Source organism: Frankia sp. CpI1-P (assembly GCF_001421075.1).
GTDB classification, from domain to species: Bacteria; Actinomycetota; Actinomycetes; order Frankiales; family Frankiaceae; genus Frankia; species Frankia torreyi.
Genome location: NZ_LJJX01000012.1, coordinates 136,477 through 160,912 on the forward strand (window position 1 = coordinate 136,477; position 24,436 = coordinate 160,912).

General features: G+C 71.8%; 14 protein-coding genes, 1 tRNA gene and 18 pseudogenes. 13 read left to right on the forward strand and 20 right to left on the reverse strand.

Annotation, left to right across the window (positions count from 1 at the left end; translation table 11 throughout):
• Position 1: 1 nt before the first annotated feature.
• A pseudogene (locus tag FF86_RS45760) lies at positions 2 to 600 on the forward strand (UvrB/UvrC motif-containing protein); the annotation flags it as partial.
• Positions 601 to 643: 43 nt separating this feature from the next.
• On the opposite strand, the gene coaE reads toward FF86_RS45760, so the two are convergent.
• The coding region (coaE, locus tag FF86_RS10850) for a dephospho-CoA kinase (protein WP_242418538.1) at positions 644 to 1,151 on the reverse strand (508 nt) is incomplete at its 5' end.
• A 1-nt stretch (position 1,152) separates the two neighbouring features.
• Positions 1,153 to 1,264 (reverse strand): annotated as a pseudogene (locus FF86_RS45765) (dephospho-CoA kinase); the annotation flags it as partial.
• An 820-nt stretch (positions 1,265 to 2,084) separates the two neighbouring features.
• Between FF86_RS45765 and FF86_RS45775 the strand changes: the two are divergent.
• From FF86_RS45775 to FF86_RS10865, 5 genes and pseudogenes are all read left to right on the forward strand, one after another.
• A pseudogene (locus tag FF86_RS45775) lies at positions 2,085 to 2,308 on the forward strand (hypothetical protein); the annotation flags it as partial.
• A 214-nt stretch (positions 2,309 to 2,522) separates the two neighbouring features.
• On the forward strand, positions 2,523 to 2,949 hold a 427-nt coding region (locus tag FF86_RS45780; RefSeq protein ID WP_396229830.1), incomplete at its 3' end, for a protealysin propeptide domain-containing protein.
• Position 2,950: 1 nt separating this feature from the next.
• Positions 2,951 to 3,401: pseudogene (locus FF86_RS45785) on the forward strand (M4 family metallopeptidase); the annotation flags it as partial.
• 1 nt (position 3,402) lies between these two features.
• A pseudogene (locus tag FF86_RS45790) lies at positions 3,403 to 3,659 on the forward strand (M4 family metallopeptidase); the annotation flags it as partial.
• 129 nt (positions 3,660 to 3,788) lie between these two features.
• Positions 3,789 to 4,343 carry a hypothetical protein gene (locus FF86_RS10865; RefSeq protein WP_052681032.1) on the forward strand — a complete coding sequence of 185 codons (555 nt, stop codon included), beginning with the start codon at positions 3,789 to 3,791 and terminating at the stop codon, positions 4,341 to 4,343.
• Positions 4,344 to 4,369: 26 nt separating this feature from the next.
• Here the strand turns inward: FF86_RS10865 and FF86_RS45795 are convergent.
• The 4 genes and pseudogenes from FF86_RS45795 to FF86_RS45805 all read right to left on the reverse strand — a co-directional run.
• The coding region (locus FF86_RS45795) for an EAL domain-containing protein (protein WP_242418539.1) at positions 4,370 to 5,316 on the reverse strand (947 nt) is incomplete at its 5' end.
• 1 nt (position 5,317) lies between these two features.
• Positions 5,318 to 6,349 (reverse strand): annotated as a pseudogene (locus FF86_RS45800) (diguanylate cyclase domain-containing protein); the annotation flags it as partial.
• A gap of 635 nt (positions 6,350 to 6,984) precedes the next feature.
• A partial coding sequence (gene polA, locus FF86_RS10875; RefSeq protein ID WP_242418540.1) for a DNA polymerase I occupies positions 6,985 to 9,336 on the reverse strand: 2,352 nt, incomplete at its 5' end.
• A 1-nt stretch (position 9,337) separates the two neighbouring features.
• A pseudogene (locus FF86_RS45805) lies at positions 9,338 to 10,077 on the reverse strand (hypothetical protein); the annotation flags it as partial.
• A gap of 361 nt (positions 10,078 to 10,438) precedes the next feature.
• Here FF86_RS45805 and FF86_RS10880 point away from each other — a divergent pair.
• Entirely contained in the window at positions 10,439 to 10,996 is a 558-nt protein-coding gene (locus FF86_RS10880) for a PaaI family thioesterase (RefSeq protein ID WP_082121803.1), read from the forward strand.
• Positions 10,997 to 11,529: 533 nt separating this feature from the next.
• On the opposite strand, the pseudogene FF86_RS45810 reads toward FF86_RS10880, so the two are convergent.
• The 8 genes and pseudogenes from FF86_RS45810 to FF86_RS45840 all read right to left on the reverse strand — a co-directional run.
• Positions 11,530 to 12,093 (reverse strand): annotated as a pseudogene (locus tag FF86_RS45810) (branched-chain amino acid ABC transporter substrate-binding protein); the annotation flags it as partial.
• A gap of 1 nt (position 12,094) precedes the next feature.
• A pseudogene (locus tag FF86_RS45815) lies at positions 12,095 to 12,164 on the reverse strand (hypothetical protein); the annotation flags it as partial.
• 1 nt (position 12,165) lies between these two features.
• A pseudogene (locus FF86_RS45820) lies at positions 12,166 to 12,651 on the reverse strand (ABC transporter substrate-binding protein); the annotation flags it as partial.
• A 265-nt stretch (positions 12,652 to 12,916) separates the two neighbouring features.
• On the reverse strand, positions 12,917 to 14,088 hold a 1,172-nt coding region (locus FF86_RS10890; RefSeq protein ID WP_242418541.1), incomplete at its 5' end, for an ABC transporter substrate-binding protein.
• Positions 14,089 to 14,094: 6 nt separating this feature from the next.
• Positions 14,095 to 14,383 (reverse strand): annotated as a pseudogene (locus tag FF86_RS45825) (ABC transporter substrate-binding protein); the annotation flags it as partial.
• Between the two features lie 535 nt (positions 14,384 to 14,918).
• Positions 14,919 to 15,292: ANTAR domain-containing response regulator (locus FF86_RS45830; RefSeq protein ID WP_242418542.1), on the reverse strand; the 374-nt coding region annotated here is incomplete at its 5' end.
• Between the two features lies 1 nt (position 15,293).
• Positions 15,294 to 15,398 (reverse strand): annotated as a pseudogene (locus tag FF86_RS45835) (response regulator); the annotation flags it as partial.
• A gap of 1 nt (position 15,399) precedes the next feature.
• Positions 15,400 to 15,518: pseudogene (locus FF86_RS45840) on the reverse strand (response regulator); the annotation flags it as partial.
• Positions 15,519 to 15,742: 224 nt separating this feature from the next.
• Here FF86_RS45840 and FF86_RS10900 point away from each other — a divergent pair.
• From FF86_RS10900 to FF86_RS45850, 6 genes and pseudogenes are all read left to right on the forward strand, one after another.
• Positions 15,743 to 15,815, forward strand: a tRNA-Leu gene (locus tag FF86_RS10900).
• A gap of 388 nt (positions 15,816 to 16,203) precedes the next feature.
• Entirely contained in the window at positions 16,204 to 17,346 is a 1,143-nt protein-coding gene (locus tag FF86_RS10905; protein ID WP_044884752.1) for a sensor histidine kinase, read from the forward strand.
• A partial coding sequence (locus FF86_RS10910) for a response regulator transcription factor (RefSeq protein ID WP_242418544.1) occupies positions 17,343 to 17,916 on the forward strand: 574 nt, incomplete at its 3' end. The genes FF86_RS10905 and FF86_RS10910, both read left to right, overlap by 4 nt.
• Before the next feature lie 21 nt (positions 17,917 to 17,937).
• A pseudogene (locus tag FF86_RS62155) lies at positions 17,938 to 17,999 on the forward strand (hypothetical protein); the annotation flags it as partial.
• A 243-nt stretch (positions 18,000 to 18,242) separates the two neighbouring features.
• Positions 18,243 to 18,510, forward strand: a pseudogene (locus tag FF86_RS45845) (hypothetical protein); the annotation flags it as partial.
• A gap of 1 nt (position 18,511) precedes the next feature.
• Positions 18,512 to 18,722: pseudogene (locus FF86_RS45850) on the forward strand (hypothetical protein); the annotation flags it as partial.
• A gap of 522 nt (positions 18,723 to 19,244) precedes the next feature.
• Here the strand turns inward: FF86_RS45850 and FF86_RS10920 are convergent.
• The 6 genes and pseudogenes from FF86_RS10920 to FF86_RS10950 form a co-directional block, all read right to left on the reverse strand.
• The gene (locus FF86_RS10920) at positions 19,245 to 19,505 is read right to left on the reverse strand and encodes a Txe/YoeB family addiction module toxin (protein WP_044884753.1); all 261 of its coding nucleotides are present in this window, start codon (positions 19,503 to 19,505) and stop codon (positions 19,245 to 19,247) included.
• The gene (locus FF86_RS10925; protein WP_044884754.1) at positions 19,502 to 19,759 is read right to left on the reverse strand and encodes a type II toxin-antitoxin system Phd/YefM family antitoxin; all 258 of its coding nucleotides are present in this window, start codon (positions 19,757 to 19,759) and stop codon (positions 19,502 to 19,504) included. The genes FF86_RS10920 and FF86_RS10925 overlap by 4 nt, the downstream gene beginning before the upstream one ends.
• 176 nt (positions 19,760 to 19,935) lie before the next feature.
• Positions 19,936 to 21,735: pseudogene (locus tag FF86_RS10930) on the reverse strand (CoA transferase); the annotation flags it as partial.
• Between the two features lies 1 nt (position 21,736).
• Positions 21,737 to 22,170: pseudogene (locus FF86_RS45855) on the reverse strand (CoA transferase); the annotation flags it as partial.
• 73 nt (positions 22,171 to 22,243) lie between these two features.
• Positions 22,244 to 22,462, reverse strand: a complete 219-nt coding sequence (locus tag FF86_RS34200; RefSeq protein ID WP_128423288.1) for a dienelactone hydrolase family protein — start codon at positions 22,460 to 22,462, stop codon at positions 22,244 to 22,246.
• 1,023 nt (positions 22,463 to 23,485) lie between these two features.
• Complete coding sequence (locus FF86_RS10950; RefSeq protein WP_044884758.1) at positions 23,486 to 24,412, reverse strand: M56 family metallopeptidase; 927 nt, start codon at positions 24,410 to 24,412, stop codon at positions 23,486 to 23,488.
• Between the last annotated feature and the right edge of the window lie 24 nt (positions 24,413 to 24,436).

Consider the following 24,436-nt stretch of genomic DNA (forward strand, 5'->3'; position numbering starts at 1 on the left):
NTCGTCGGGATCAACCTGCTGCGTGAGGGTCTCGACCTGCCCGAGGTGTCGCTGGTGAGCATCCTCGACGCCGACAAGGAGGGCTTCCTGCGCTCCGACAAGTCGCTGATCCAGACCATCGGCCGCGCCGCCCGCAACGTGTCCGGCCAGGTGCACATGTACGCGGACTCGATCACCCCGTCGATGCACCGTGCCATCGACGAGACGAACCGGCGTCGCGAGAAGCAGATGGCCTACAACGCCGAACGCGGCCTCGATCCGCAGCCGCTACGCAAGAAGGTCGTCGACATCCTCGACGACATGGTCCGCGAGTCGGCGGACGGTGAGCTGATCGGTGGGGGCGGACGGTCGCAGTCGCGTGGCAAGGCGCCGGTGCCGGGGATGAAGTCCCGGGGCGGGGCGCAGGGCACGGTCGGCCGGTACGCCGCCGAGCTCGCCGGGATGCCCTCGCACGAGCTGGCGCAGCTCATCCGCCAGCTCGACGACCAGATGCACGAGGCGGCCAAGGAGCTTCAGTTCGAGCTGGCGGCCCGGTTGCGCGACGAGATCGCCGAGTTGAAGAAGGAGCTGCGCGGCATGGGTGCCGCCGGGGTGCAGTAGCCCGCGCGGCCGGTCCCGCCGCCCGGCCAGGCCGGGCCGGGGGCTACGGGGTGGTGGCCGGGGGGTGTTCGGCGGCGCGGGCGTCGCGGCGGGTCAGCAGCTCCTGCCAGACCTCGTCGAGGCGGGCGTCGAGCTCGTCGAGGCTGCCGCCGTTGTCGATGACGATGTCGGCGGCGGCGCGACGCTGCTCGTCGGTGGCCTGCATGGCCATCCGGGCCAGCGCCTGATCGCGGGGCAGTCCGCGGCCCTCCAGCCGCACCAGCCGCAGCTCACGCGGCGCCTCGACGACCAGCACCAGGTCGTAGCTGCCCTCCGCGTGCACCTCGACGAGCAGCGGGACGTCGTGCAGGACGATCCCGTCCGGGGAGAGCTGCGCGATCCGCCGAGCGGTCTCGGCCCGGATGAGCGGATGGACGATCGCCTCCAGGCGCCGACGGGCCGCGGCATCGGCGAAGACGATCCGGCCGAGTGCCGGGCGGTCGAGGCTGCCGTCGGGCGCGGCCAGCTCGGCTCCGAACTCCGCCAGCACCGCGGCGAGACCCGGGGTGCCCNGTTCGACCACGTCTCGGGCGATCTGGTCAGCGTCGATCAGCAGCGCCCCACGGGCCGCGAGGCGCGCCGACACCGCACTCTTGCCCGACCCGATACCACCCGTCAGACCCACTGTGAGCACGGTGCCGAGTCTGCCAGCCTCTGCCGGCACATGTGCCGCCTCGGCGCAGTACCCAAGCCTCGGCACGATCTGACCGCGATGTGGTCGGGTAACGAAAGCCTGCGGCCGCGACGCCCGTAGTGCCGGCACGCGTCGGACACCACCAGGAACCCACGCGCCGGCCACCCCGGCCTACCGCCTTCGCGGCGCGGGCGGCGGTTGGCAGACTGGTCCGCGTGGGGGCGACCGAAACGGGGCGGACGCAGGCTGTTCTCAGGCCGGCAGTGCCCACCCGGGCCGACCCGGGCGGTCCTGGCCCTGGCGCCGGCGGGCTGCCCGGTAGGGCCGCGGCAGAGCGGATCGACGGCTCCGGAGAGGCACAGCCGGCCGACGGTTCGGCAGGAAGGGAGCCAGCCGACAGCCTGACCGGGGCGGGGCCGCGCGACGCCTCGGCCCGGGCGATGCCGACTGGGCAGCGGCTCGCTCACCGGTTGTGGCCGGTGCTGCTCACCGGTTCGCTGCTCGGGCTCGGCGCCCTGGGGCTGGCCATCGCGCCCGCGCTCGCCGGCCGGGCGCCGCTGCTGCTCATCGCGCTGCGGCCCACCTGGGCGATCCTGCTGCTTGTCGGCGGGTCGGCGCCGTTCGTGCCGGCTCTGCTGGTCGCCGCGTTCTTTCGGGCCCTGGTCGACGTCGGCTACTTCGGGCTCGCGCGCAACAACATCCGGTCGGTCCTCCTGCGGCGTCTCGGTGGCAGCCGCCTGGTCACGGCCCTGGCCCGCCCGGGGACGCNGACCCCCCTGCTGTGGTTCTGCCTGGTCAACACCAACGCGGNGGTCGACGCGGCGCTCGGCGCGGGTGACGTGCCGATGCGTCGCTTCCTGCGGTTCCTGATTCCCGGTTCCCTGCTGTCCGCCGCGCTCTACCTGACCGCGGCGCGGGCGGTGGCCCCGTGGATGCGCGGCGCCGTGAACTGGCTGGACGCGCACATGACCTACCTGGTGCTCGGCGGTCTGGCGCTGGCCCTCACGCAGGCGGCCGCGCGGGGCGGCCTGCGGCNGTGGCGCAGCCGGCGAGGCGGAGCGCCGGTGAGACGACCTCGCGGCAATGGCAACAACACGCCGTAGGCCAACAATCGCACCATACAGACACACCAACACACTCTGGACATCCTGCGCCGCAGGTAGCAGGGTCGGTGGCTACGGGTCACGCCACCCGTCGGCTGCACGCCGGGCCTCGGCCCGGTCGCCGCCCCCACCCTCCGGAGTCGACCATGCCCTGCCCCCGCCCCACCGCGCCGAACCTCACCGTGCCGAACCCCACCGCCCTGGGCACCACCGCCCTGGGCACCACCGCCCCACGCCCCACCGCGCCCTGCGCCATCCCGCCGCACATCCTCGAACGCATCGTCCGCAACGGCAGCGACGACCAGCGTTCCTGGGCGCTGTCCACCCTCGTTCAGGACGGCTCGCACCGCACGATTCGCGTCCACAACGCCCAGCTTCGCTCCGCGCAGCGCGGCGCCGCACCGCCGCGGCTGGACCCGGATGCCGGTCCGCGCCGCACCGTCGGGGACGCCGCCGGCACCGAGGCGCTGCCGGGTAGGACGGTCCGCACCGAGGGCGAGGCCGCGGTCGATGACGTGGCGGCCAACGAGGCCTACGACGGCCTCGGTGCCACGTTCAGGTTCTACTCGGAGGNGTTCGGCCGCGACTCCATCGACGACGAGGGGATGGCGCTGCTCGCCACCGTCCACTACGGCGACCATTACGACAACGCCTTCTGGAACGGCCGGCAGATGGTGTTCGGCGACGGCGACGGCGAGCTTTTCCAGCGGTTCACGGTGTCGCTGGACATCATCGGGCACGAACTGACCCACGGCGTCACCGAGGACGAGGCGGCGCTGATGTACGTCAACCAGTCCGGGGCGCTGAACGAGTCGGTCAGCGACGTCTTCGGTTCCCTGGTGAAGCAGCACGCGCTCGGCCAGACCGCGGAGCAGGCCGACTGGCTGATCGGCGACGAGCTGCTCACCGACGCGGTGTCGGGGGTAGCGCTGCGGTCGTTGAAGGACCCCGGCACCGCCTACGACGATCCCGTGCTCGGCGACGACATCCAGCCCGCGCACATGACCGGCTACGTCCAGATGACCNGTGACAACGGTGGCGTGCACATCAACTCGGGCATCCCGAACAAGGCGTTCTACCTCGCCGCGATCGCGCTCGGCGGGCACGCGTGGGAGCGGGCCGGCCGCATCTGGTACGAGAGCCTGCGCGCCCCGCAGGTGCGGCCGAACGCGACCTTCCGCTCGTTCGCGGCGGTGACGAGCCGCCAGGCCGGCGTGCTGTTCGGCGCGGACGAGCGCAAGGCGGTCGCCGAGGCGTGGCGCGAGGTCGGCATCGCCGTCTGACACCCGCCCGGGACCATGATCCCGCGAATCGCAGGAAACACCCAGCCTCGGCACAGGCTCCCCACAGCGGGGCCCGACAGCGTGTCCACCAGCCGGCACACCGGCGGTCCCGCTGCACCGAGGGGGAGCATGAACGACGTCAGGATGTCCCGGTATGCGCGCCGGAGCGGCACCGCGACGCGGCGGCACCGGCTCATCCTGCCGCTGCTGTCGGTCACCCTGACGGCCGTGCTGGCCGGATGCGGGGGCGGCGGGAGCGACGCGGCGGCCGGCTCGGCCTCGTCGGGGACTGCTGCGCCGGCAACCCCGTCCACGGGAGCGACTCCCGCCACGGGGGCGACTCCCCCCACCGGCGGGGGGACAGCTGCGATGGCTGCCTACCGGACCTGCCTCGCGAACAACGGGGTGACGCTGCCGACTCCGGGTGCCGGCGCAGCGGGAGGCGCACCGCCGCAGGGCGCTCGTCCGACCGGTGCCCCGCCGTCGGGCGCCCCGAACGGCGGCGGCACCGGTACCGGCGGCGGACCAGGAGCCGGCGGCGGACCCGGCAGTGGTGCGGGCTCGGGCTCGACCGCGGCACCGCCCGGCGTGGACGCCGACACCTGGCGTACCGCGCGGGCCGCCTGCGCATCGCTGGCGCCCACCGCCCCGGCGGCGGCCTCGGGGACGGCGGCCGCGAACTGACCCGCGCGAGGTGGTGCTCCGCGCGGTCAGCCGCTCGACATCGGTCGACCCCCGATGCGCCGGCCTGACCGTGCGGGCACCCCCTGCTGCTGTCCTCGTCCCCCCGGTGCGGTTCCCGCCTCCCCGGGCGGGGGTGACCCCGACCGCCCGGCCTCCGCCTGCCCCGCACCGCCGGCCGCCTCACCCCCGGCCACCCCGCCCTCGACCATCCCGCCGTCAGCCACCCCGCCGTCAGCCACCCCGCCCTCGGCCACCCCGCCGTCAGCCACCCCGCCCTCGGCCACCCCGCCGTCAGCCACCCCGCCCTCGGCCACCCCGCCCTCGGCCACCCCGGCTCCGGGCGCCCCGCCACCATCCGACAATCGGGCATCGGGCAACCCGCCGGCGCACTCCGTAGCGCGTTCCGATGTCGGGAGGGTCGCGTGCGGGGCAGACGGCCGTACCTCGGCGGCCCGGGAGCGGAGCAGCTCGGACATCTCCGCCGCCGGCAGCGGCACCGAGATCGCCTCGCCCTGGAGCAGGTCACAGCCGAGGTCGATCATCATCGCAAGCGTGCGCTCGTCCTCGATCCCCTCGCCGACCACCCGCAGCCCGAGCCGGTGGCCCAGGTCGAGCACCGACCGCACGATCGCGGCGTCGGGCAGGCTGCCGCGGGCATCCGCGACAAAACCCCGGTCGATCTTGACCTCGTCGAAGGGGAGCGTCTTGAGGATCTCCATCGAGCTGTAGCCGGTGCCGAAGTCGTCCAGGGACAGCGCCACGCCCTGCGTACGCAGCTCACTCAGCATCGTCGCCGCCCGAGCCGGCTGGGTGACCAGCGCACTCTCCGTGATCTCCAGGGTGAGGACGTCGCTGGCCAGTCCGTGGGCCGCCAGGGAGCCGGCAACGACCTGGGGCAGGTCGTCGAGCACCAGCATCCGGGCGGAGAGGTTCACCGACACGGGCAGGTGCAGACCCTCGTCCGCCCAGGCGGNGCACTGGCGCAGCGCCTCGTCGAGGACCCAGCGGGTCAGATCGGCGATCAGCGGTGAGCGTTCGGCGACGGGGAGGAACACGCCGGGCGCCAGCAGCCCTCGGGTGGGGTGGTGCCAGCGCAGCAGCGCCTCCGCGCCGACGATCCCACCCGAGCATGCCGACTGCAGTGGCTGGTAGAACAGCAGCAGCTCGCCGCGGGTGATCGCGGTGCGCAACTGCGCGTACAACGCGATCTCCTCGGGCCGCACCCCGGTGATACCGGGATCCCACAGTCCGACGCTCTCCCCCACCCGCTTGGCACGCAGCAGCGCCGAGTCGGCGCAGGTCAGCAGCCCGCTCATGGTGGTGCTGTCGCGGGGGGCCACGGCGATCCCGACGGAGGCGTCCACCTCGACGTCGACGCCGCAGACCTGGAAGGGTCCCTGGATCTGGCGCAGGACCCGGCGGCCGAGCACCCGGCGCCGCTTCGTCTCCGCCGCGGTGGGCACGGGCAGGGGCGCTCCCGGGCGGCTGGCGGCCGTCGCGACGGTGGGTGGGACCGGCATCCCGCGGAAGACGAGGGCGAACTCGTCCCCGCCGGCCCGGCCAACGAAGGCCGGGATCGGCCGCAGCCCGGACAGCGTCCGCGCGATGATCTGCAGCAGCCGGTCGCCGCCGGCATGCCCGAGCGCGTCGTTGATCTCATGGAACCGGTTGATGTCGACCAGGACCAGGATCGCCTCCCGGCCCTCTGCCTGGATCTCCGCCACGGCGCTCTCGCCACGTTCGAGGGTGCCCGCCCGGTTGGCCAGGTGCGTGAGCGGATCGGCGTGGCTTTGCAGCAAGCCCGCCCGGAACAGGCCTTTCACCACCGCTCCGGCCACGACCGTGGAGAGCGCCGCCGACACGGGACCCGCTGTCTGGGTCGGATCGGCGCCGGCCGCCACGCCCGCCACGAGCGCGCCGGTGATCATGGCGATGACCAGGATCGCCGCGGGAGTCGTCACGAGGGCGACATACGCACACAGCGGGGGGAACCAGACCAGGTACATGTCGGCGTCGCTGCCGGAGGTGGCTCCGGCGAGCGCGAGGGCGAGGGCGGTTGCCAGCGAGGCGGCGGNGAACGGCGGCACCCAGTTCCAGCGTGGCCTCGCCACCAGCCCCAGTACTACGTTGGCCGCCGCGACCAGCAGGCCGACCCAGCTCTCCCACCGCTGCTGGCCCGGCGAGCCGGGCAGGACCGCGGCGAGCAGGAACAGCGCGGCGGCGCCCGTCGGCGCGGCGACGAGGAACCGCCGGCGGTCGGCGAACGTACGACCGTTGTGCACGAACCGCATTCCTCCCCGCCGTTACGGCCGGTCCGCAGGACGTGGCCCGGACCGCCAATTCCGCCGCGGTCTCCGCGGCGGACTATTCGGCTGGGTCGACATATCCGGCGTAGAATTGCGCGTCACGTCAGGCCGTGGTGACCTGGTGCCGGGGTCACCACCCGCGACGCTGACGAGATCCGGGTCAGGCTTTCTTCAACATAGCCGGTGCGGCGCAGCGGCTAACATGCGCGTCCGAAACCTGCACCGCGACCACGCGACTATGTCCGGACATAGTCCGCCGCGCGCCCGCGGAAATCCCGACCGGAACGTATACAGACCATCGGCGCAGCGGCGCTCGGAGCGGGCTTTTCCGGCATTCAGTGAGCGGCGTCGTCCCAGGTCCGGCCGGCTCCGACGCTGACGTCGAGGGGCACCGACATGGTGTACGCCGACGTCATCTCGGCGCGTACGAGCGCCTCGACCGCGTCGTACTCGCCGGGAGCGATCTCCAGCACGAGTTCGTCGTGGACCTGGAGCAACAGCCGGGAGGCGTGCCCGCCGGCCCGCAGCGCCCGGTCGACCCCCAGCATAGCGATCTTGATGATGTCGGCGGCCGAGCCCTGGATCGGGGCGTTGAGGGCCATCCGCTCGGCCATCTGCCGGCGCTGGGCGTTGTCGCTGGTCAGGTCGGGCAGGTAACGCCGACGGCCGAGCATCGTCTCGGTGTAGCCGTCCTGGCGGGCCCGTTCGACCACACCGCGCAGGAAGTCGCGCACCCCGCCGAACCGGCCGAAGTACGCGTCCATGTGCTCGCGCGCCTCGTCGGGGGCGATCCCGAGCTGGCTGGCGAGGCCGAACGCCGACAGTCCGTACGCCAGCCCGTAGGACATCGCCTTGATGCGCCGCCGCAGCTCGGGGTCGACCTCGCTGATGGGCAGGTCGAACGCCTCTGCGGCGACGAAGGTGTGCAGGTCCTCGCCTGATCCGAACGCCTCGATGAGGCCCTCGTCGCCGGACAGGTGCGCCATGATCCGCATCTCGATCTGCGAGTAGTCGGCGGTGAGCAGGGTCTCGTAACCGGGGCCGACGACGAAGGCACGCCTGATCTGGCGCCCCTCGGCGGTGCGGATCGGGATGTTCTGGAGGTTCGGATCGGTGGACGACAGCCGGCCGGTGGCAGCGATCATCTGGTTGAACGTGGTGTGGATGCGGCCGACATCATCGATCATGGGCAGCAGTGAATCGACGACGGTCTTGAGCCGGGCCACGTCCCGGTGGCGCAGCAGCACCGGCAGCAGCGGGTGGTCGGATTGGACCGCGAGCCAGACGAGGGCGTCGGCGTCGGTGGTGTAGCCGGTCTTGATCTTCTTGGTCTTGGGCAGGCCGAGCTCGTCGAACAGGATCTGCTGGAGCTGCTTGGGGGAACCGAGGTTGAACGTCCGGCCGACGATCTCATGGGCCTGCGCGGCGACGGCCGTGACCTCGCCGCCGTAGTGCTTCTGCAGCTCGGTCAGATGATCCTGGTCGGCGGCGATGCCGGCCCGTTCCATCCCGGCGAGGACCGTGACCAGCGGAAGTTCCATGTCCCGCAGCAGGACCGCGGCGGAACGGCGCTCCAGGTCCGCGTCAAGCTCGTCGGCGAGCTCCAGGCACGCGCGGGCCCGCACCGCGTCCGCGTGGGACTCCTCCGCCTCCCCGGAGCCGTCGAGGGTGAGCTGGCCGTTGCCGGCCGGCTCGACGGCCAGGTCCCGGTGCAGGTAGCGGGCGACCAGGTCGGCCAGGTCGAACGAGCGCTGGCCGGGCAGGGCCAGGTAGGCGGCCAGCGCGGTGTCACTGGTGACGCCGGCCAGCGTCAGGCCCAACTCCGCGAGAGCCAGCATCGGGCCCTTGACGTCGTGCGCCGCCTTCGGCTGGTGCGCATCGGCGAGCCAGCCGCCGAGCGCCGTCAGGTCCGCCGGGGTGAGCTGGGTCGGGTCGAGCCAGGCCGCGGCGCCGTCGGCCGAGGCCAGGGCGAGGCCGGACAGCACGCCCGTGCCCCGCCCCCAGGTTCCGCGGGCGTGCAGGCCGGTGCGGCCGACCCCGCGGGCGTGCTCGTCGAGCCACTGGGCCACCTCGTCAGGACCGAGGGTGGTCAGGTCGACGTCGAAACCCTCCTCGACGGGCGGCGGGGCGGTGGCCAGGGCCGCGTAGAGGCGCTCACGCAGGACGCGGAACTGCAGCGTGTCGAACAACTGGTGGACGGCCTCGCGATCCCAGGGGCGCAGGCGCAGCTCGTCCGGTCCGACGGGGAGCGGAACATCGCGGGACAGCTCGGTCAGCGAACGGTTGCGGATGACCGACGCCAGGTGGGCGCGCAGCGACGCCCCCGTCTTCCCGCCGATCTCGTCGGCCCGGTCCACCAGCTCGGCGAGGGACCCGAACTGCTGGATCCACTTGGTGGCGGTCTTCTCCCCCACTCCCGGCACGGAGGGCAGGTTGTCGGACGGGTCGCCGCGCAGCGCCGCAAAATCCGGGTACTGCACCGGTGACAGGCCGTACTTCGCCTGCACCTCGTCCGGGGTGAACCGGGTCATGTCGGAAATGCCTTTGCGGGTCATCAGGACCGTGACCCGCTCGTTGACGAGCTGCAACGCGTCCCGGTCGCCGGTGACGACCAGCACGTCCATCCCCACCGCGGCGCCCGCGGTCGCGAGGGTGGCGATCACGTCGTCGGCCTCGTAGCCGGCGGCNCTGACCCCCGGCACGGCGAGCGCGTCGCACACCTGGTGGATGAGGCTGACCTGCCCGACGAAGTCGGCCGGGGTCTCCGAGCGGCCCGCCTTGTACTCGGCGTACTGGGTGTGGCGGAAGGTCGGAGTCGGCAGGTCCCAGGCGACTGCCACGTGGGTCGGCTTCTCGTCGCGCAGGACATTGATGAGCATCGAGGTGAATCCGTACACGGCGTTGGTCGGCTGGCCGGTGGTGGTGGAGAAGTTCTCCACCGGCAACGCGTAGAACGCGCGGTAGGCCAGCGAATGCCCGTCAAGCAGCAGCAGCCGCGGGACCGCGGCCGCGGGCGCCGCCTTCTTCGCCGCGGTCGACTTCGCCGTAGTCGCCTTCGCCGTCGCAGCCGTGTCCGTCTTGACCGTCTTCGCCTTGGCCGTCGCGGCCGTCTCCGACTTGGCCGCTGGCGTCTTGGCCGTCGACGTCGACGCGGCGGTGGACCGTCGGACACCGCGCGGCTTCGCCGGCCGAGCCTCCGCCGCGGGCTCCTCCGCACCGGCCGACCCAGCCGCCGCGGAGGCGCTCGTCTCGGCAGCGAACGCCGCGCCGGTCGGGAACCCGGCCCCGGCGGATCCCGCATCGTCGGCGGGCCTTGCTCTGGCGGCGGATCCTGCCTCGGCAACGGACCCTGCCTCGGCGGCGGACGGGGCCTCGGCGGCGGACGGAGCCGGCTGGTCGGCGGGCGAGTTCGGCGTGGTGACGGACACGCGGCGAGTTTAGGCCGTGCGTCCGACAGTTCCGTTGTCTGTGGGCGGTCCATCGCGGCGGGGGCCACTGTGTGCCCGGACCGCGTGCCCGGACCGCATGGCCGACTGCCGTCCGTCCTGCTGTCCGTCCGCCCTCAGCCACCCGCCGTCGGTCCACCCCCGGTCGCGCCGCGAGTTGCCTGAGGCTGATGACCTTTCCTACGGCGGGAGGCGCCAGCAACCTCCAACCACTGGCGCTCGGCCGGGGCGAAGGCGGTCGGGGGCCTGCCCTCGCCGGAGGCCGGTGCCCGGCGCCAGGGTTCGGCCACACATCGTGGTTGGTCGGCCAGCCGACGGGAGCTGGTCGTCTAGGCTGGCGGTCATGACCGCTGCCGATGCCGCGCCCGCGGCCGACGACATCGCCGCGATCCAGGGCAGTGGTGAGGACGGCAACAGGGGTCCGCGCGTCGAGGCCAACGTCGTGGAGGCTGACGTCGAGGAAGCCGACGCGGTTCGGCTGGCCGCGCAGATCAACGCCGCGCGCGGGGAGATCGAGCGGCAAATGGGCATCCTGCTCACCGAGGCGAGCCCCGAGCGGCTGGTCGCCACGATGCCCGTCGAGGGCAATCGACAGCCCTACGGTCTCCTGCACGGCGGCGCCTCCGTGGTGCTCGCCGAGACGCTGGGCTCGGTCGGGGCGAACCTGGACGCCCCGCCCGGCTCGATGGCCGTCGGTATCGAGATCAGCGCCTCGCACCACCGGTCGGCGACCTCGGGCACCGTCACCGCCGTCGCCACCCGCATCCGTGGCGGGCGTAGCCTCGTCACCTACGACATCCGGATCACCGACGACGCCGGCCGCGTGACCTGCACCTGCCGCCTCACCTGCATGATCCGCAGCGGACTGCCGGCCGGCCTGAACACATCTGGCCCGAGCTGATCGGAAGCGGCCCGCCGCCGACCGGGACACGAAAACCGGACATGGATCGCCCTAATGCCAGTATTTTCCGGTTCTCCTGCCCACCCAGGAGGACACTCGAACTGACACACCGGACCACTCCGATGCATTGACCAGATGCATGGACCGCCCTAATCTCATCGCCCGTGGCACCCGGGATGGGCGAGTAGACAACGCCTGGGCTCGGGGAAGGTCCGGACGGCACCAAAGTCGGTCCCGGGTGCCTCACCATCGAGTCTCCGATCGCGCGAATCCCCGACCGGACCGATCGACCCTGGTTCCCGTCTGCGGCCCAGCCGTTCCCGCCGGCCGACGGGTCCTCCGGCCCGAACAGCACACCGGCCCGAACGGCACACCGGCCCGAACTGCACTGCACACCGGCCCGAATGGCACACCTCCGGGTCCGCCCGCTTGACGCCGGTGACCCGGAGGTAGGCGGGGCGGAACCGGGGTCCGCCGCGGGGTCACGGCTTGACGAGTGACTGGACCGGGCCGAGCACGGTCCGCTTCCCGTNCCGGACCTCGTAGAGGTAGACCGTCGACCCCTCCACCTCGCCGTTCTTACGGAACCGGATCCGCTTGGTGACGCCGGGGACGTTCACGGAGCCGAACGCGGCCGCGACCGACTCCCGGGTGGCCCCGGTGCCGATCTTGCGCAGCACCTCGATGATCGCGTTGGTGGCGTCGTACGCCTCGCCGGAGTACGTGCCCGGTCGGGCCCCGCTGTTGACCGTCCGGTATTCGGCGACGAAACCGGCCGCGGCGGGATCGCTGTTCGGATCCCCGCAGGCGCAGGTGAGCAGCGTGCCCTCGGCGTTGCCGACGCCGGCCTCCCGGATGAGCTGGTCGTCGTTGGCCCCGTCCCCACTGACGATCTTCCCGGTGAAGCCCTTGCTGCGCAGCGCCTTGGTCAGCAGGGCGAGCTCCGAGTAGTAGCCGGAGTAGTAGAGAACGTCCGGCCGCTCACCGATGATCTTCGTGGCCTGGGAGGTGTAGTCCTTCGTCGGGTTGATGCCGTCGTGGACGACCTTGACGTCGTGGGCGGTCAGCGCCTGCTCGAGTGCCCCGGACAGGCCGGTNCCGTACTCGCTGCGGTCATCCAGCGAGTAGACCTTCGTCGCCTTCAGCACCTTGGTCAGGTACTCGGCTGNGGCCGCGCCCTGGACCGTGTCGGGGGCGATCACCCGGTAGAAGGTGAGGAAGCCGAGGTCGGTGAGCGCCGGGTTCGTCGCCGACGGGCTCACCGACAGCAGGCCGGTCTGGGAGTAGAGCGGCTCGCTCGACTTCGTCGGCCCGGAGAAGACCGGACCGACGACGGCGACGACGCCCGGGTTGTCGAGGAGCTTCTGCGCGGCGGTCGGGCCCTGGTCGGGGTCGCCCTGGTCGTCCGAGGCGACCAGCCGCAGCCGGAACGGCAGATCATCGCGTCGATTGGCCAGGTCGACGGCGGTCAGCACGCCGTCGTAGGCGTTGATGCCGAGCTGCTGGTTGTCGCCGGACAGCGGCCCCTGGAAGCCGATGACGAACTCCTTCTTCCCGACCTCTGCGGTGGAGCCGCCGCACCCGCCGAGCGCGGCCACGGCCGTCAGCACCCCCGCGGCCCCGAGCACTGCCCATCGCCGTCCAGGACCGCTCATGACACGTCCTTCCGCAGCACCTCGCTGCTGGTGTCGGCACCCGGGGCGCCGGAGTCGCCGGAAATGTCGTCGAAGAAATCAGGTAACCGATCGACGACTTGTCGCGACGAAACCTAGCCCNCGATATCGACCAAGGAAAGCTCGTAGTGAGCGTGTCGTAGCCTTGAGTGATTTCCTGGCGTGGATGTGNACGTGGACGTGGGGCTGCGGGCCACACCCACTCGGCCGGGTACGACCGGCAGCGCCACGGGAACCGACCGGCGGGTCAGGTCCAGGTCGTCAGGGCGACGAACCGGCCCCCGAGCACGGTGTAGAGGGCGACTCTCGGCGTGGGCGTGTCCCCCCAGCGATCGAAGCCGACGGAACCCGTGACGCCGGCGAACGAGCCACGGCCGATCGCGACCACGACGTCGTGCCGGGCGGCCGCGTCGACGGAAGGACGGCCGGGCAGCACTGTCGCCGCCGCCCGGATGATCGTCCGCGCCGCGTCATAGGCGTAGGCGGCCACCGGGGGAACGGCCTCGGCGCGACGTTGAGCGAGCTCGACGGCGGCGTCGTGGGCCACCTGCCGGCGCTGCGCCGCAGCCGCGTCGCCACCGGCGGCGCCGCTCCCGGCCGGGTCCCGCGCCGCCGATTGGCGACCCTCACGCGGCGGCGATGCCGGCTGGCCACCCGTCCCCGCGACCGCGGCCGCTTCGGGAGTCCGGGTGGCAGGCGGAGTCCGGGTGGCAGGCGGAGTCCGGGTGGCAGGCAGAGTCCGGGTGGCAGGCAGAGTCCGGGTGGCAGGCAGAGTCCGGGTGGCGGGCAGAGTCCGGGTGGCGTCCTCGCGGTTCCGCTCGCCGACGTCGGACCCGTCGGTACTGTCGGCGCCGCTCGGGGTCGTGCTGCCGTCGTCGTCCGCCGGACCGCCGAACCGCTGGGAGTAGTCGGCGACGAATGCACCGGCGGCCGGCAGCCTCGTCGGCGGGACCAGCAGACTGGTGATCAGGTCCCCGTCCGCGGCCGACTTCGCGTCGTCGGTGTAGCGGCGTTGCAGCAGCGCGTCCGAGCCCATGACCTGGATCGACGCGCCCGACGCGGCGAGCCGGGTGCGCAGCTTCCCGGCGAACGCCGCGCCGGTGGCGAGGTAGACCAGGTCGGGGGCCTCCTGCTCGATCGCCTCCACGGTCGAATCCAGCTCGGACCCGTCGGAGCCGTCCCCCTGGACCTGGTAGACCGACGTGACCGTCGCCCCCAACGCGGCGGCACGCACCGCGAACCGGCCGCCGAGCGTCGTGCCGTAGCGGGGTTCCCCGTCGACGACGGCGATGCGTCGGCGGCCGAGCGTCCGCACCGCGTACTCGGCGGCCACCCGCGCCTGCAGCTCGTCGGTGCCGGCGAGCCGGAAGTAGGTCGGGTAGGGGCGGGTGCGCGGGTCGATGCCGGCACCGGTGAGGGNGGGGNCGGCATTGGACGGGGAGACGACCGGGATGCCCTCGGCACTCAGCGCGGGCAGGGCGACCTTGGCCACGAGCGAGCTCAACGGCCCGACGACGCCGATCAGGCGGTCGTTGGCGGTGAAGGCGTCGGCGGCCTGGGCTCCCCCGTCCGGGCGGGACAGGTCGTCGTGGGTGGACAGCTCCAGGCGCCAACCCGGGATCGCCCCCGAATCGTTGGCCTCCTCGACGGCGAGCGCGACAGCGTTGCGCGCGCTCGTTCCCTCGGCGGACAGATCACCCGACAGCGGTGCCATGACGCCGAGGGTGGCCACCCGGGTCACGCGAACGTCGGCGCCGCGGTCGCTGTCGAGGGCGGTGGCCAGGATGAGCCCCAGCGCCGACGGCACGGCCAGGACCAGAGCGACGATCGCGGCGAGGATCGCCCGACCCCGGCCGGTGCGCCACCGCGCCCGGCTCCACTGCCCGATCCGGCCGACGACCGCCACGAGAGTCGCTCGCGCATGACCCGCTCGGACCCGCCACGGTCGCGCGGACCCCGGCGTCGCTCGAGCGGGCGCGGGGGCCTCCGCGCCTGGGCCTGAGGCCCCTGCGCCTGGGTCTGAGGCCTCGGCGCCCGGGGAGGAAGTGTCGGCCTCGGTCGATGCGGGCGCGGGCGCGGGGGCGTCCGCCAAAACCGGTTCCGGTGCTCGGGGGGACGGCTGCGGCGCGTCCTCGGGACCGGGGATCGGCGCTGATCCCGGNGGCGAGGCGTCGCTCACCCGGTCCCCGGCCCGCGCGTTGCCGGGGACGGCACGGACGGGGTTGCCGGGGGCGGCACGAACGGGGACGTCACGACCCTGGCAGCGCCTCGCCCGACAGCACGGCCTCGGCTACGGCGCGCATCGTCCGACGCTGGTTCATCGACGTCCGCTGGATCCAGCGGAAGGCGTCGGGCTCGGTCATGCTGTGCTCGGTCTGGAGCACACCCTTCGCCCGCTCGATGATCTTCCTGGCCTCGAGCCGGCCCTGCAGGTCCTCGACCTCGGCCTCCAGGCTCACGATCTCCGTGAACCGGCTCATCGCCATCTCGATCGTGGGCAGCAGGTCCTTCTTCTGGAACGGCTTGACGACGTAGGCCATGGCGCCGGCCTCGCGGGCCCGCTCGACCAGCTCCCGCTGACTGAACGCGGTGAGGATGACCACGGGGGCGATGCGGTCCTTGGNGATCTTCGCGCCGGCCTCGATGCCGTCCATCCTGGGCATCTTCACGTCGAGGATGCACAGGTCGGGCCGGAGCTTGCCGGCGAGGTTGACGGCCATCTCGCCGTCNCCGGCCTCCCCGACGACCTCGTAGCCCTCCTCTTGCAGCATCTCCCTGAGGTCGAGCCGGATCAGCGCTTCGTCCTCGGCGATCAGAACCCGGCGCGGGTTCGAGGAGGGTTGGCTCATCGAGTCGTACTCCTGGTCTCGGAGGTGTGACCCTAGTGTGACAGGGCAGGGGAGTCAGGTTGACATCCTGCCCGAGCAGAGGAGGGCGGGAGGTCGAAACGCACCCTACCCGGATAGAGTCGTGGACGAGACGTTCCGGACCGGATCGATCACGATCTCTTCGCCCAGCTCCGCCCGGTCGTCTCCGCAGCGGCCCCGCCCGCTCGACCACGCTCCACCCGCCGGCCCCGGTACTCCAACGGCAGAGAGACGGTGCTCAAACCACCGACAGTGTGGGTTCGAATCCCACCCGGGGGTACGTACAGCATCTACGCGACCTGGATGCCCAGTGGCCGCCGGGTGCGGCCCGGGGACGGCGGCCGTCACTCCCGCCAGATGGGCAACCTTGCCGAGGTCTGCCACCGGAATCCGCCCGAAGACGCGTTCGGCGTAGAAGTCGGCGATCGCGGCTTCAAGGACGTCTTCACGGATACGGACGCTCTTGGGGTGTCCGTCGAACTTGTCGTCACGGCCCCGGTTGTTCGCTCGGGGCCAGCACTTTTACCAGACAGGCGCACTGGGCCTCGCCGCGACCGGCCTTCCGGCACATCGGCGTCGAGGCCGGACCCNCCTCTGCCATTGGGGGGAGCGGCGTCTCGTTCTTTCGGTGGGTCTCCGACGCCCGGGCTGTCTCTAGGCTGGGTGTGTGTTCACTACCGGCCTGCGCTCGCTCTGGGACGAGCCCCGCGCCGCGGACACGCCCGAACGGGTGTGGCTCGACTGGGTGCTGGTCGGCGTGGTGATGGTGGCGGCGTTGCTCGAAGGAACCCTCCGAGAGGACATCACCTGGCGGCCGGTCGTGACGATTGTGACGGTCGGACTTGCGCCGGTGCTGCTATGGCGGCGTACTCACCCGTTGGTCTGCGTCGTGGTGGGCTTCGGCACCGGGATGGCGTTAGGACTGGCGAGCTGGCTGGGCGGGACCTCAGGCGTGGGCCTAAACACGATGATCTACATCCTGGTGCTCGTCTACTCGCTGGTCCGCTGGGGCTCAGGGCGTCAGATCGTGATTGGGCTGCTGGTGGTTGCGGTCGCCGCGGGGTTCAGCATTGCGACCGACTACACCGGGCCAGCCGAGCTCTTCGGCGGGTTGGCGGTCCTGGCGGCGGCGGCAGCGAGCGGAGCGGCGTTCCGCTACCGCGCCGAGAGTCGGCGCCGGGCGCTCGACCAGGTCCGCAGCCAGGAACGCGTCGGCCTCGCGCGCGAGCTGCACGACTCGGTCGCCCACCACGTCTCGGCGATCACGCTGCAAGCGCAGGCTGGCATGACGATGGCCGCGAAGCGACCTGAAGCGGCGCTCGAGGCGCTTGCGATCATCGAGGGGGAAGCGTCGCGGACCCTGGCAGAGATGCGAGCGATGGTCCGGGTGCTGCGTGACGGAGCGCCGGCGGAGTACGGTCCCCAGCCCGGCGTCGCCGACCTGATGCTCCTCGCCCGCCGCGAACCGGACCCCGTCGTCGACGTGGAGTTGGCGGGTGATCTGGCCGGACTTCGGCCCCAGGTCGACGCCGCCGTGTACCGGATGGCGCGGGAGGCGCTGACCAATGCGCTGCGGCACGCCCGAAACGCCTCGCGTGTGGAGATCAGGGTCGTCGAGGGCGCAGGAAGGCTGCGGCTCCGCGTGACCGACGACGGCCAGATCGGCCCGGCGCGGCCGGCGACCCACGGTTTCGGGCTGCTGGGGATGACCGAGCGCGTGCAGCTGCTCGGCGGCACGCTACGCGCTGGGCCGACGCCCGAGGGCGGGTGGGCGGTCGACGCCGAGCTGCCGATGAAGTTGCCCCTATGACGACGCGCGTGCTGGTGGCAGACGACCAAGATCTGGTGCGCACCGGCCTGTCGATGATCCTTGACGCCCAGCCCGACATCGAGGTCGTCGGCCAAGCCGCCGACGGCAAGGCCGCCGTCGAGCTGGCGCATCGGCTCCGCCCCGACGTGTGCCTGGTCGACATTCGGATGCCCGGGCTGGACGGCATCGAGGTGACCGAGCTCCTCGCAGGGCGGGGCGTCGCGGACCCCATTGCGGTGGTGGTGATCACGACGTTCGACCTGGACGAGTACGTCCACGGCGCGCTTCGGGCCGGAGCCCGAGGATTTCTCCTCAAGGATGCCGGGCCAGAGTTGCTGGTGCAGGCTGTCCATGCCGCTGCCGTCGGCGATGCCCTGATCGCGCCGAACATCACCCGCAGGCTGCTAGCGACCCTTGCCGCGGGGGCCTCATCGAAACGCCGTACCCAACCGATCGAGCCGCTCACCCAACGCGAGGAGGAGGTGCTGAAACTGGTCGCTGTCGGCCGCACGAACGCGGAGATCGCCGCCGAGCTGTTCATCAGCTTGACGACCGCCAAGACCCACGTCGNGAGCCTGCTGGCCAAGATCNGCGCCCGGAACAGGGTCGAGATCGCGATGTGGGCCTACGACACCGGCCGGGTGGGGCACTGAACCGAACCTGACGTACATGCACGACGACTGGTCCCGGCCGGGGCGACCGAGGCCCACAACGAGCGCAGCGCCTTCGTCACCATCTGTCCACTGTAGGGACAGCGCGGCAGCGGCGGATCAGCCGAAAGCACGAGAGAGAGACCATCTCATCGGCCAGGCGAACTCCGGCCTCCGGGCCGGTGTGCCCGCCAGCGGGCTCAGCGATCGTGGACGTACCGATCCTCACCAACGACGGAGCCCATGATGAGAACGCGTCAACCCACCACCACACTGGAAGACCAGCCGATCCCGGTGAGAGCCAAGCTCGCCGCGGCGTGGACCAGCTTCATGTTCCTGTACGCCTATGTGGACATTCTCAACTTCTTCACGCCCGGCGTCGTCGAAGACATCCTCGACGGCAAGGTCTTCGAGTTCGACCTCTCCCAGACCTTTTCGACCGCGGCGCTGACCCTAGTGGCCATCCCGATCCTCATGGTCGTGCTGTCGATGACGCTGCCCGCCCGGGCGACCCNCATCACGAACCTCATCGTGGCCTCGCTCTACGTTCCCGTCACGGCATTCAACGCGGTGGGCGAGTCCTGGCCGTACTTCTACGGCCTTGGCATCGTATTGGAACTGATCCTACTCGCCCTCATCGTGCGGTACGCCTGGACCTGGCCCCGCACCGCACCATCGGCGACCAACCCGGACCGTGAAACCGTTCGCGCCCCGCAGCAAGCGTGAACCCAAGAACGGTCCCCGTCCTGTTCGGAGCCATCTGCCTCGGTGCCGCGGTGTGGGCCTCGTGGCCGTGGGACACCAACTACCACCACTGGGACGTCGCGTAGGGGCCTTCCAAGGCCCCTACCGGCAGGTGGCTACGCGGATGCCGCGCACCACCGGGGCAGTTGCACGGATGCGTCCTGTGATGTAGCGCCCGACGGGACGNGGGTCGCGGCACCAGCGACCGCGTCGATCCGGTCTTCCGGAATTTTGATCTTCATCGTGATCTCTTTCTGGTCATGGTCGACCTCGATGGCCCGTTGTGTGACGTCGTAGAGGGTCCGTTGCAGGACATCAGGGGCGTCGTGCAGGGTGAGGCTCAGCTGCGGCAGGACTTCGAGCAGGCGCGTGGCGTCTGAGGTGCTGTCCGTTCTACGAACAGCACCTCACCAAGAAACTCGTTGTTGGCCAGGTAGCGGTCCCCACCGGAGAGAGGTGGCCATGGTGTGGGCGTGACGGGCTCGGCTACTGGTACGAGCTCGGCTACTGGTAGTGGTAGCGGCAGGCGATGATCGTGATCTGGCCGGGCTCGACCGCATAGACCAGGCGGTGTTCGTCATCGATCCGCCGCGAGCGCAGGCCGGCGAGGTTGTTGCGCAGCAGTTCGGGCTTGCCGATCCCCTGCCCCTCCGGATCGCGTCCGATGTCCGCGATCAGGGCGTTGATGCGCTTCAGTGTCCTGCGGTCCTGGCCCTGCCAGTACAGGTAGTCGTCCCAGGCGTGGTCCGTCCAGGTCAGCTTCACTCGTCAGGGCCCACCGGACGCTCGACCGCGCCGCCCGTACGCCACTGCTCCACGCTTTCCATCAGGCGCCGCGCGTTCGCGGGCGTGCGCAGCAGGTAGTTGGTCTCCACGATGGCGTCCCAGTCCTCCTTGCTCACCAGGACCGCGTTCCCCCGCTTCGAGACGATCTCTACCGGTGTGTGATCGGTGTTGACCTGCTCGATCAGCGGAAACAGCGTCTTACGTGCCTCACTGGCACTGATCGCCGAAACCATCCTGCCACCTCCCGAGCACCTAGTCGTACCAGATACGGTACAACTTTGGGGGGCGCGTGTCAGCTGCTCGTCGAGCCGGTGGGCTGTACATCCCACCTCCGTGTTTTCGATCAGCAAAAACTCACGTGCGGAGGGCGGGCGGTGGCGCGGCCGTGGCGGCGCCGGCGGCGATCAGNCCGTCGATCGTTTCGCGGGCGATCCCGACTTCGGTGAGTACCTCGATCGTGTGCTCGCCGAGTACCGGCGGGGCCAGATGCAGCTGGGTCGTCAGGTCGCCCAGGTCCCACAGTGCGCCCGGCTGCTCGAAGCCGCCCCAGTCGTGGTGGCGGTAGCGGGCGATCAGGCCTGCGGCGTCGTTGTCGGCCGAGTCGAAGAACGCGTCGCGCTGGTCGAGCCGGACCTCCTCTGCCGCCACACCCGCCCCGGCGAGCAGATCGAGCACCTCACCGGCCGGGCGGACGGCGGCCGCCGCCGCGAGCTGCGCCGTACTCCCGCACCCGAGCGCCTGGCAGGCCGCCGCGACGTCGCGCTCAGCGGTCGCGGCCATCGCGACCCACCCCTGCGCGCAGGCCAGCAGGCGCCGTCCCGGTGTCGTGGTCAGCTGCGCCTGGTCGAGCATCGGCACCGGGGCGAGGGTGCCGTCTGGTCGCAGGTAGGTCTCGCTCGTGGTGAGCACCCCGGCACCCAGCAGGGACGCGGCGACCGAACTCGCCCGACCGGTCCGGTCCCGGGCGAGGACCGCCCATAACGTCGCGGCCGCGGACGCCATCGCGCACTGGTGGTCCATGAACCCGAAGCGGTGCCACATCGGCGGGTTGCCCTCGCCGCCGCCCATCCGCTCCCATCCCAGCGACGACTGGAACAGCTGGTCGTAGCCGGGCCAGTTGGCGCGTGCGCCGTCCGGACCGTACGAACTCGTGTGACAGAACACCACGTCCGGATTCACCGCACGGACGGCCTGCTCGTCCAGGCCGAGCCGGCGGGCGGCCGGCACGCGCAGGTTGTGGTGCACGACGTCGGCCCAGCGCAGCAGGGCTTCGACGGCCGGCCGGGCGGCCTCGGACTTGAGGTCGAGGGCCACGGCGCGCTTGCCGCGCTGGCAGCCGACAAACGGCCAGTCGCCCCAGCGGCCAGGTTCGCCGGCCGCCGGTTCGACCTTCACGACGTCGGCGCCCAGATCGGCGAACAGCATCGGCGCGAACGGCCCGGCCAGGAACGCGCCGAAGTCCAGCACCCGTAAACCCTGAAGCGGGAAACGCAGCGACTCGACCGGCCCGCCCGCGGCGGAGTCCGCGTCGGCGCGGCCGCGGTCGGTGGCCGTGCTGCGGGGCGTCCAGTGCCTGGCGGCCACGTCCTGGTGCTCACCGAGCCGGGGGGCCGAATTGCGGACGGTGGCAGGCGGGTCCAGCGTGACCGGATGGCCGGGCACGGTGATGCGGCCGGCCTCGGGGTCGTCGAGCTGTGTGACGTACCGGTTGGCCTTCGCCTGCTCGTCGTCGAGGACCGCGCCGAGCGGCAGCACGGGCTGGGCCGGCCGGTCGTTGGACCACAGCTCGGCCAGCCACTCGGCCGCGGGCCGGCGGCGGAACGCCTCGACGTTGGCCCCCCAGTTCGGGAACGCTCTGGCCATGATCCCCCCGGCGTGGCGCCGGTTGGCCTCGGCGACCTCGTCGGCACCCATCTCGTCGAACACCCGCTTCGTCAACGGCAGGTCGTCGGGGGACGGCGGCATGACGTGGATCCATTCGCCGTCGGCGCACTCGAACAGCGGTGTCACTGCCTCGTCCTTGGGCATGCCCGCCGCGAGCAGGGCCGACGGCGCCTCGGCCCGGTGCCAGTGCATCATCATCGGAACGAGCGCGCCCTGGACGAGGCTGGTGTGCACCGGCCCGCCCCGGCCGGTCCGCCCCCGTGCCACCAGCCGGGCCGCGATCCCGGTCGCGCACAGCCACATGGCCCCCCAGCTGCCGAGCGGGNACCGGACGTGGACCGGCCCCGGCCGGTGCCCCCGTTGCTCATCGAGGAGGCCCAGTCGCGCCAGCGCCAGCAGGTCGTCAACCGGACGGTCCGCGTCGACGTGGTTGGCCGGCCACGCGAGCACCGACGAGACGACCAGCGCGGGGTAGCGGCTCCCGACAGTGGCGTCGTCGAGGCCGAGCCGGGCCGCCGTCGTGGGACTGTACGAGTGGACGAGCACGTCGGCGCCGCGCAGCAGCTCGTCGAGCCGCGATCGCCCCTCGGGGGAGTCGACGTCCAGCACCAGCGACTGCTTGGAACGGGCCCAGGTACGGAAGCCGGGCAGGGCGCGATCGGGGTGGCCGCCGGGCGGCTCGACCAGGACTACCTCCGCGCCCGCCTCGGCCATCAGCATCGTCGCCGTCGGCCCGGCGACACCGGTCGACAGGTCGACGNCCCGGATTCCGTCGAGCAGTGGTGCGGGCATGCGGGCTCCCTTTTTTCTCGGGCTCTTCTCGGACGCGAGTGTCACAGCCGGCTGGCCAGATAGTCGAGCGCGTGGTCCCAGGACTGGTCGCGGGTCGTCTCGTCGAACCCCTCGCCCCGCAGGTAGTCCGGCATGATCGTCACGTGGCCCTGCCCGGCGAGCCGCCTGGCCACGTCGACCATCTCGCTGGTCAGACCCCATACCTCGGCGCCGACGACGACCGCGGGATAGGTTCCCGGCGCCGTCGGCCGGGATAACATCGCCGTGACGTCACCCGTGGCGGTGGGTAACGACACGTACGAGAGCTGTACGTCCGGTTCGGATTCAGGCAGCGTCGGATACACCTTAATCACCCCAAATCTCCAGGCGTTCGGACAACCAGTCGACACTGCGACCTAATCGCCGACGCNTAGCCTTCGTCCTCGATGGCGGGCCCGAGGACCTCGATCTCAAACAGGCCTCCACGACGAGTACCCGAAAATCAGCCCGCAGTCTAAATCAGCTTGATAGCGACTGTCCGGATTCAACGAGGCACATCGCCCGGAGGGCATCGGCGCGGAGCTGCACGACCAGACTCCGGGCCCTCTTCGACCCGACCCGCAGCCGCTTCCGTAGCTCGTTTGCCGAGATCGGCCGGCGGTGCTTTTCCCAGTAACAGGCATCCTCGCGGCGCGCCCGGTCCAAGAGGGCACCGTCCTCCACGGCGGCTGCGTCTTGGCCGGACTTGCGCTGCGCAGACACAGCTGGCGACGCCGCACCGGCGCCATGGTCGCCGTCCTGCTGGTCCGCAGGGACTTCAGCGGGTGCCACCCGCACACCTGCCCGTTCCGGCTCAGGCTGCGGGACCGGGACGTGGACGTTCGTGCGGACGCCATNGGCGTCCTTCATCTGATCCGTGCCACCCGCCGAGTTCGACTGCTTGACCGATGACGTGGAGCCAGCCTCGCCCGCCCTNCCGGCCTCGTGCGCCGAGCCGCAACGCGAGCAGCCACACNTTGCCGAACGCGAACAGGAAACTCAAGCCGACGACCACGATCATGATCGCCGTGACCAGCCGGACGGTCACCGCCCGCGCCTCCGCCGGCCCTCCCCCGCCGGCCATCAGACCTTCCCGCCTTCACCACCGACACCAGCAGGATCACCATCGAGATCCCCACGGCGACGGCGACCCATCCGGATCGCCGCCCGAGCAGTCACAATCAGCTCAGATCGCTTACCGGACCATGAGGATGACGAACGAACCTCACCGTCCGGACTCGTTGCTTCGGTCCGCGTGCGACGGGTCAGCGCCGGTGCGCGAACGTCGCCTGCGCGCGTTCGAACCGGCGTTCGGTCACGTGGGAGGTGTCGACGGCAGCGGCTGCGGTGACCAGGATGAGCGCGGCGAGTATGCCCGCCAGGACCGGCCGTGGTGTGGGCGGTGGCTCCTGCAAGGCCCGTGCCCGATGGGCGAGGTCGGTGTGCACCGCACCGAGCGCCGCGGTCGGCATGGTCGCTGTGCCGGAGCGGGCGAGTCCGGCGCGGGCGAGGGTCCGGACGGCGACAGCACGGTTCTCGGCGGTCGCGGCGGCGTCTTCGTCGGCCCAGCGTTCGACGGCGAGTCGGACGGCGGCGGCGGAGGTCCGCAGGAGCGGGTTGGCGGCGGCGGCGAGGTCGGCGAGCTGGGTGTAGGCGTGGTGGCGGTGGCGGAGGTGGGAATGTTCGTGGGCGAGCAGGACGCGGCGTTCGTCGGCGGGCAACGCGCGCAGCATCGCGGTGGACACGACGATCCGGCCGGTGAGTCCGGGCAGGGTGTAGGCGTCGGCCCGGTCGTCGTCGACGATGACCAGGCCGGTGGGGGCGGGTCCGAGCCGGCGGCAGGTGAGTTCGGCCGCGGCCAGGTCCCGGCCGACGCCGACGGCCCGGCGGGCGGCGGCGGCGAGCAATCCGATGACGGCGGTGGCGGGGAGCAGCCCGGCGGTGGCGGGCAGCGGGTCGTGGCCGCGGACCACGGCGGTCGACCAGTGCCCGACCGCGACGAGCACGGGCATCGGGGCGAGCAGGGTGAAGGCCACGACCGAAAGGACGAAGCCGGTGGCCAGCGCGGTCACCAGGCAGGCAGCGGTGAGCAGCCGGGTGGCGGCGGCGGGCGGTAGCCGCCGGCCGAGCCAACCGCCGCCGGCGGCCAGCAGCAGGCTCGTGACGAACGGGACGAGCGCGACAGCCGTCATCGCCGAGGCCTGCCATCCGCGCCG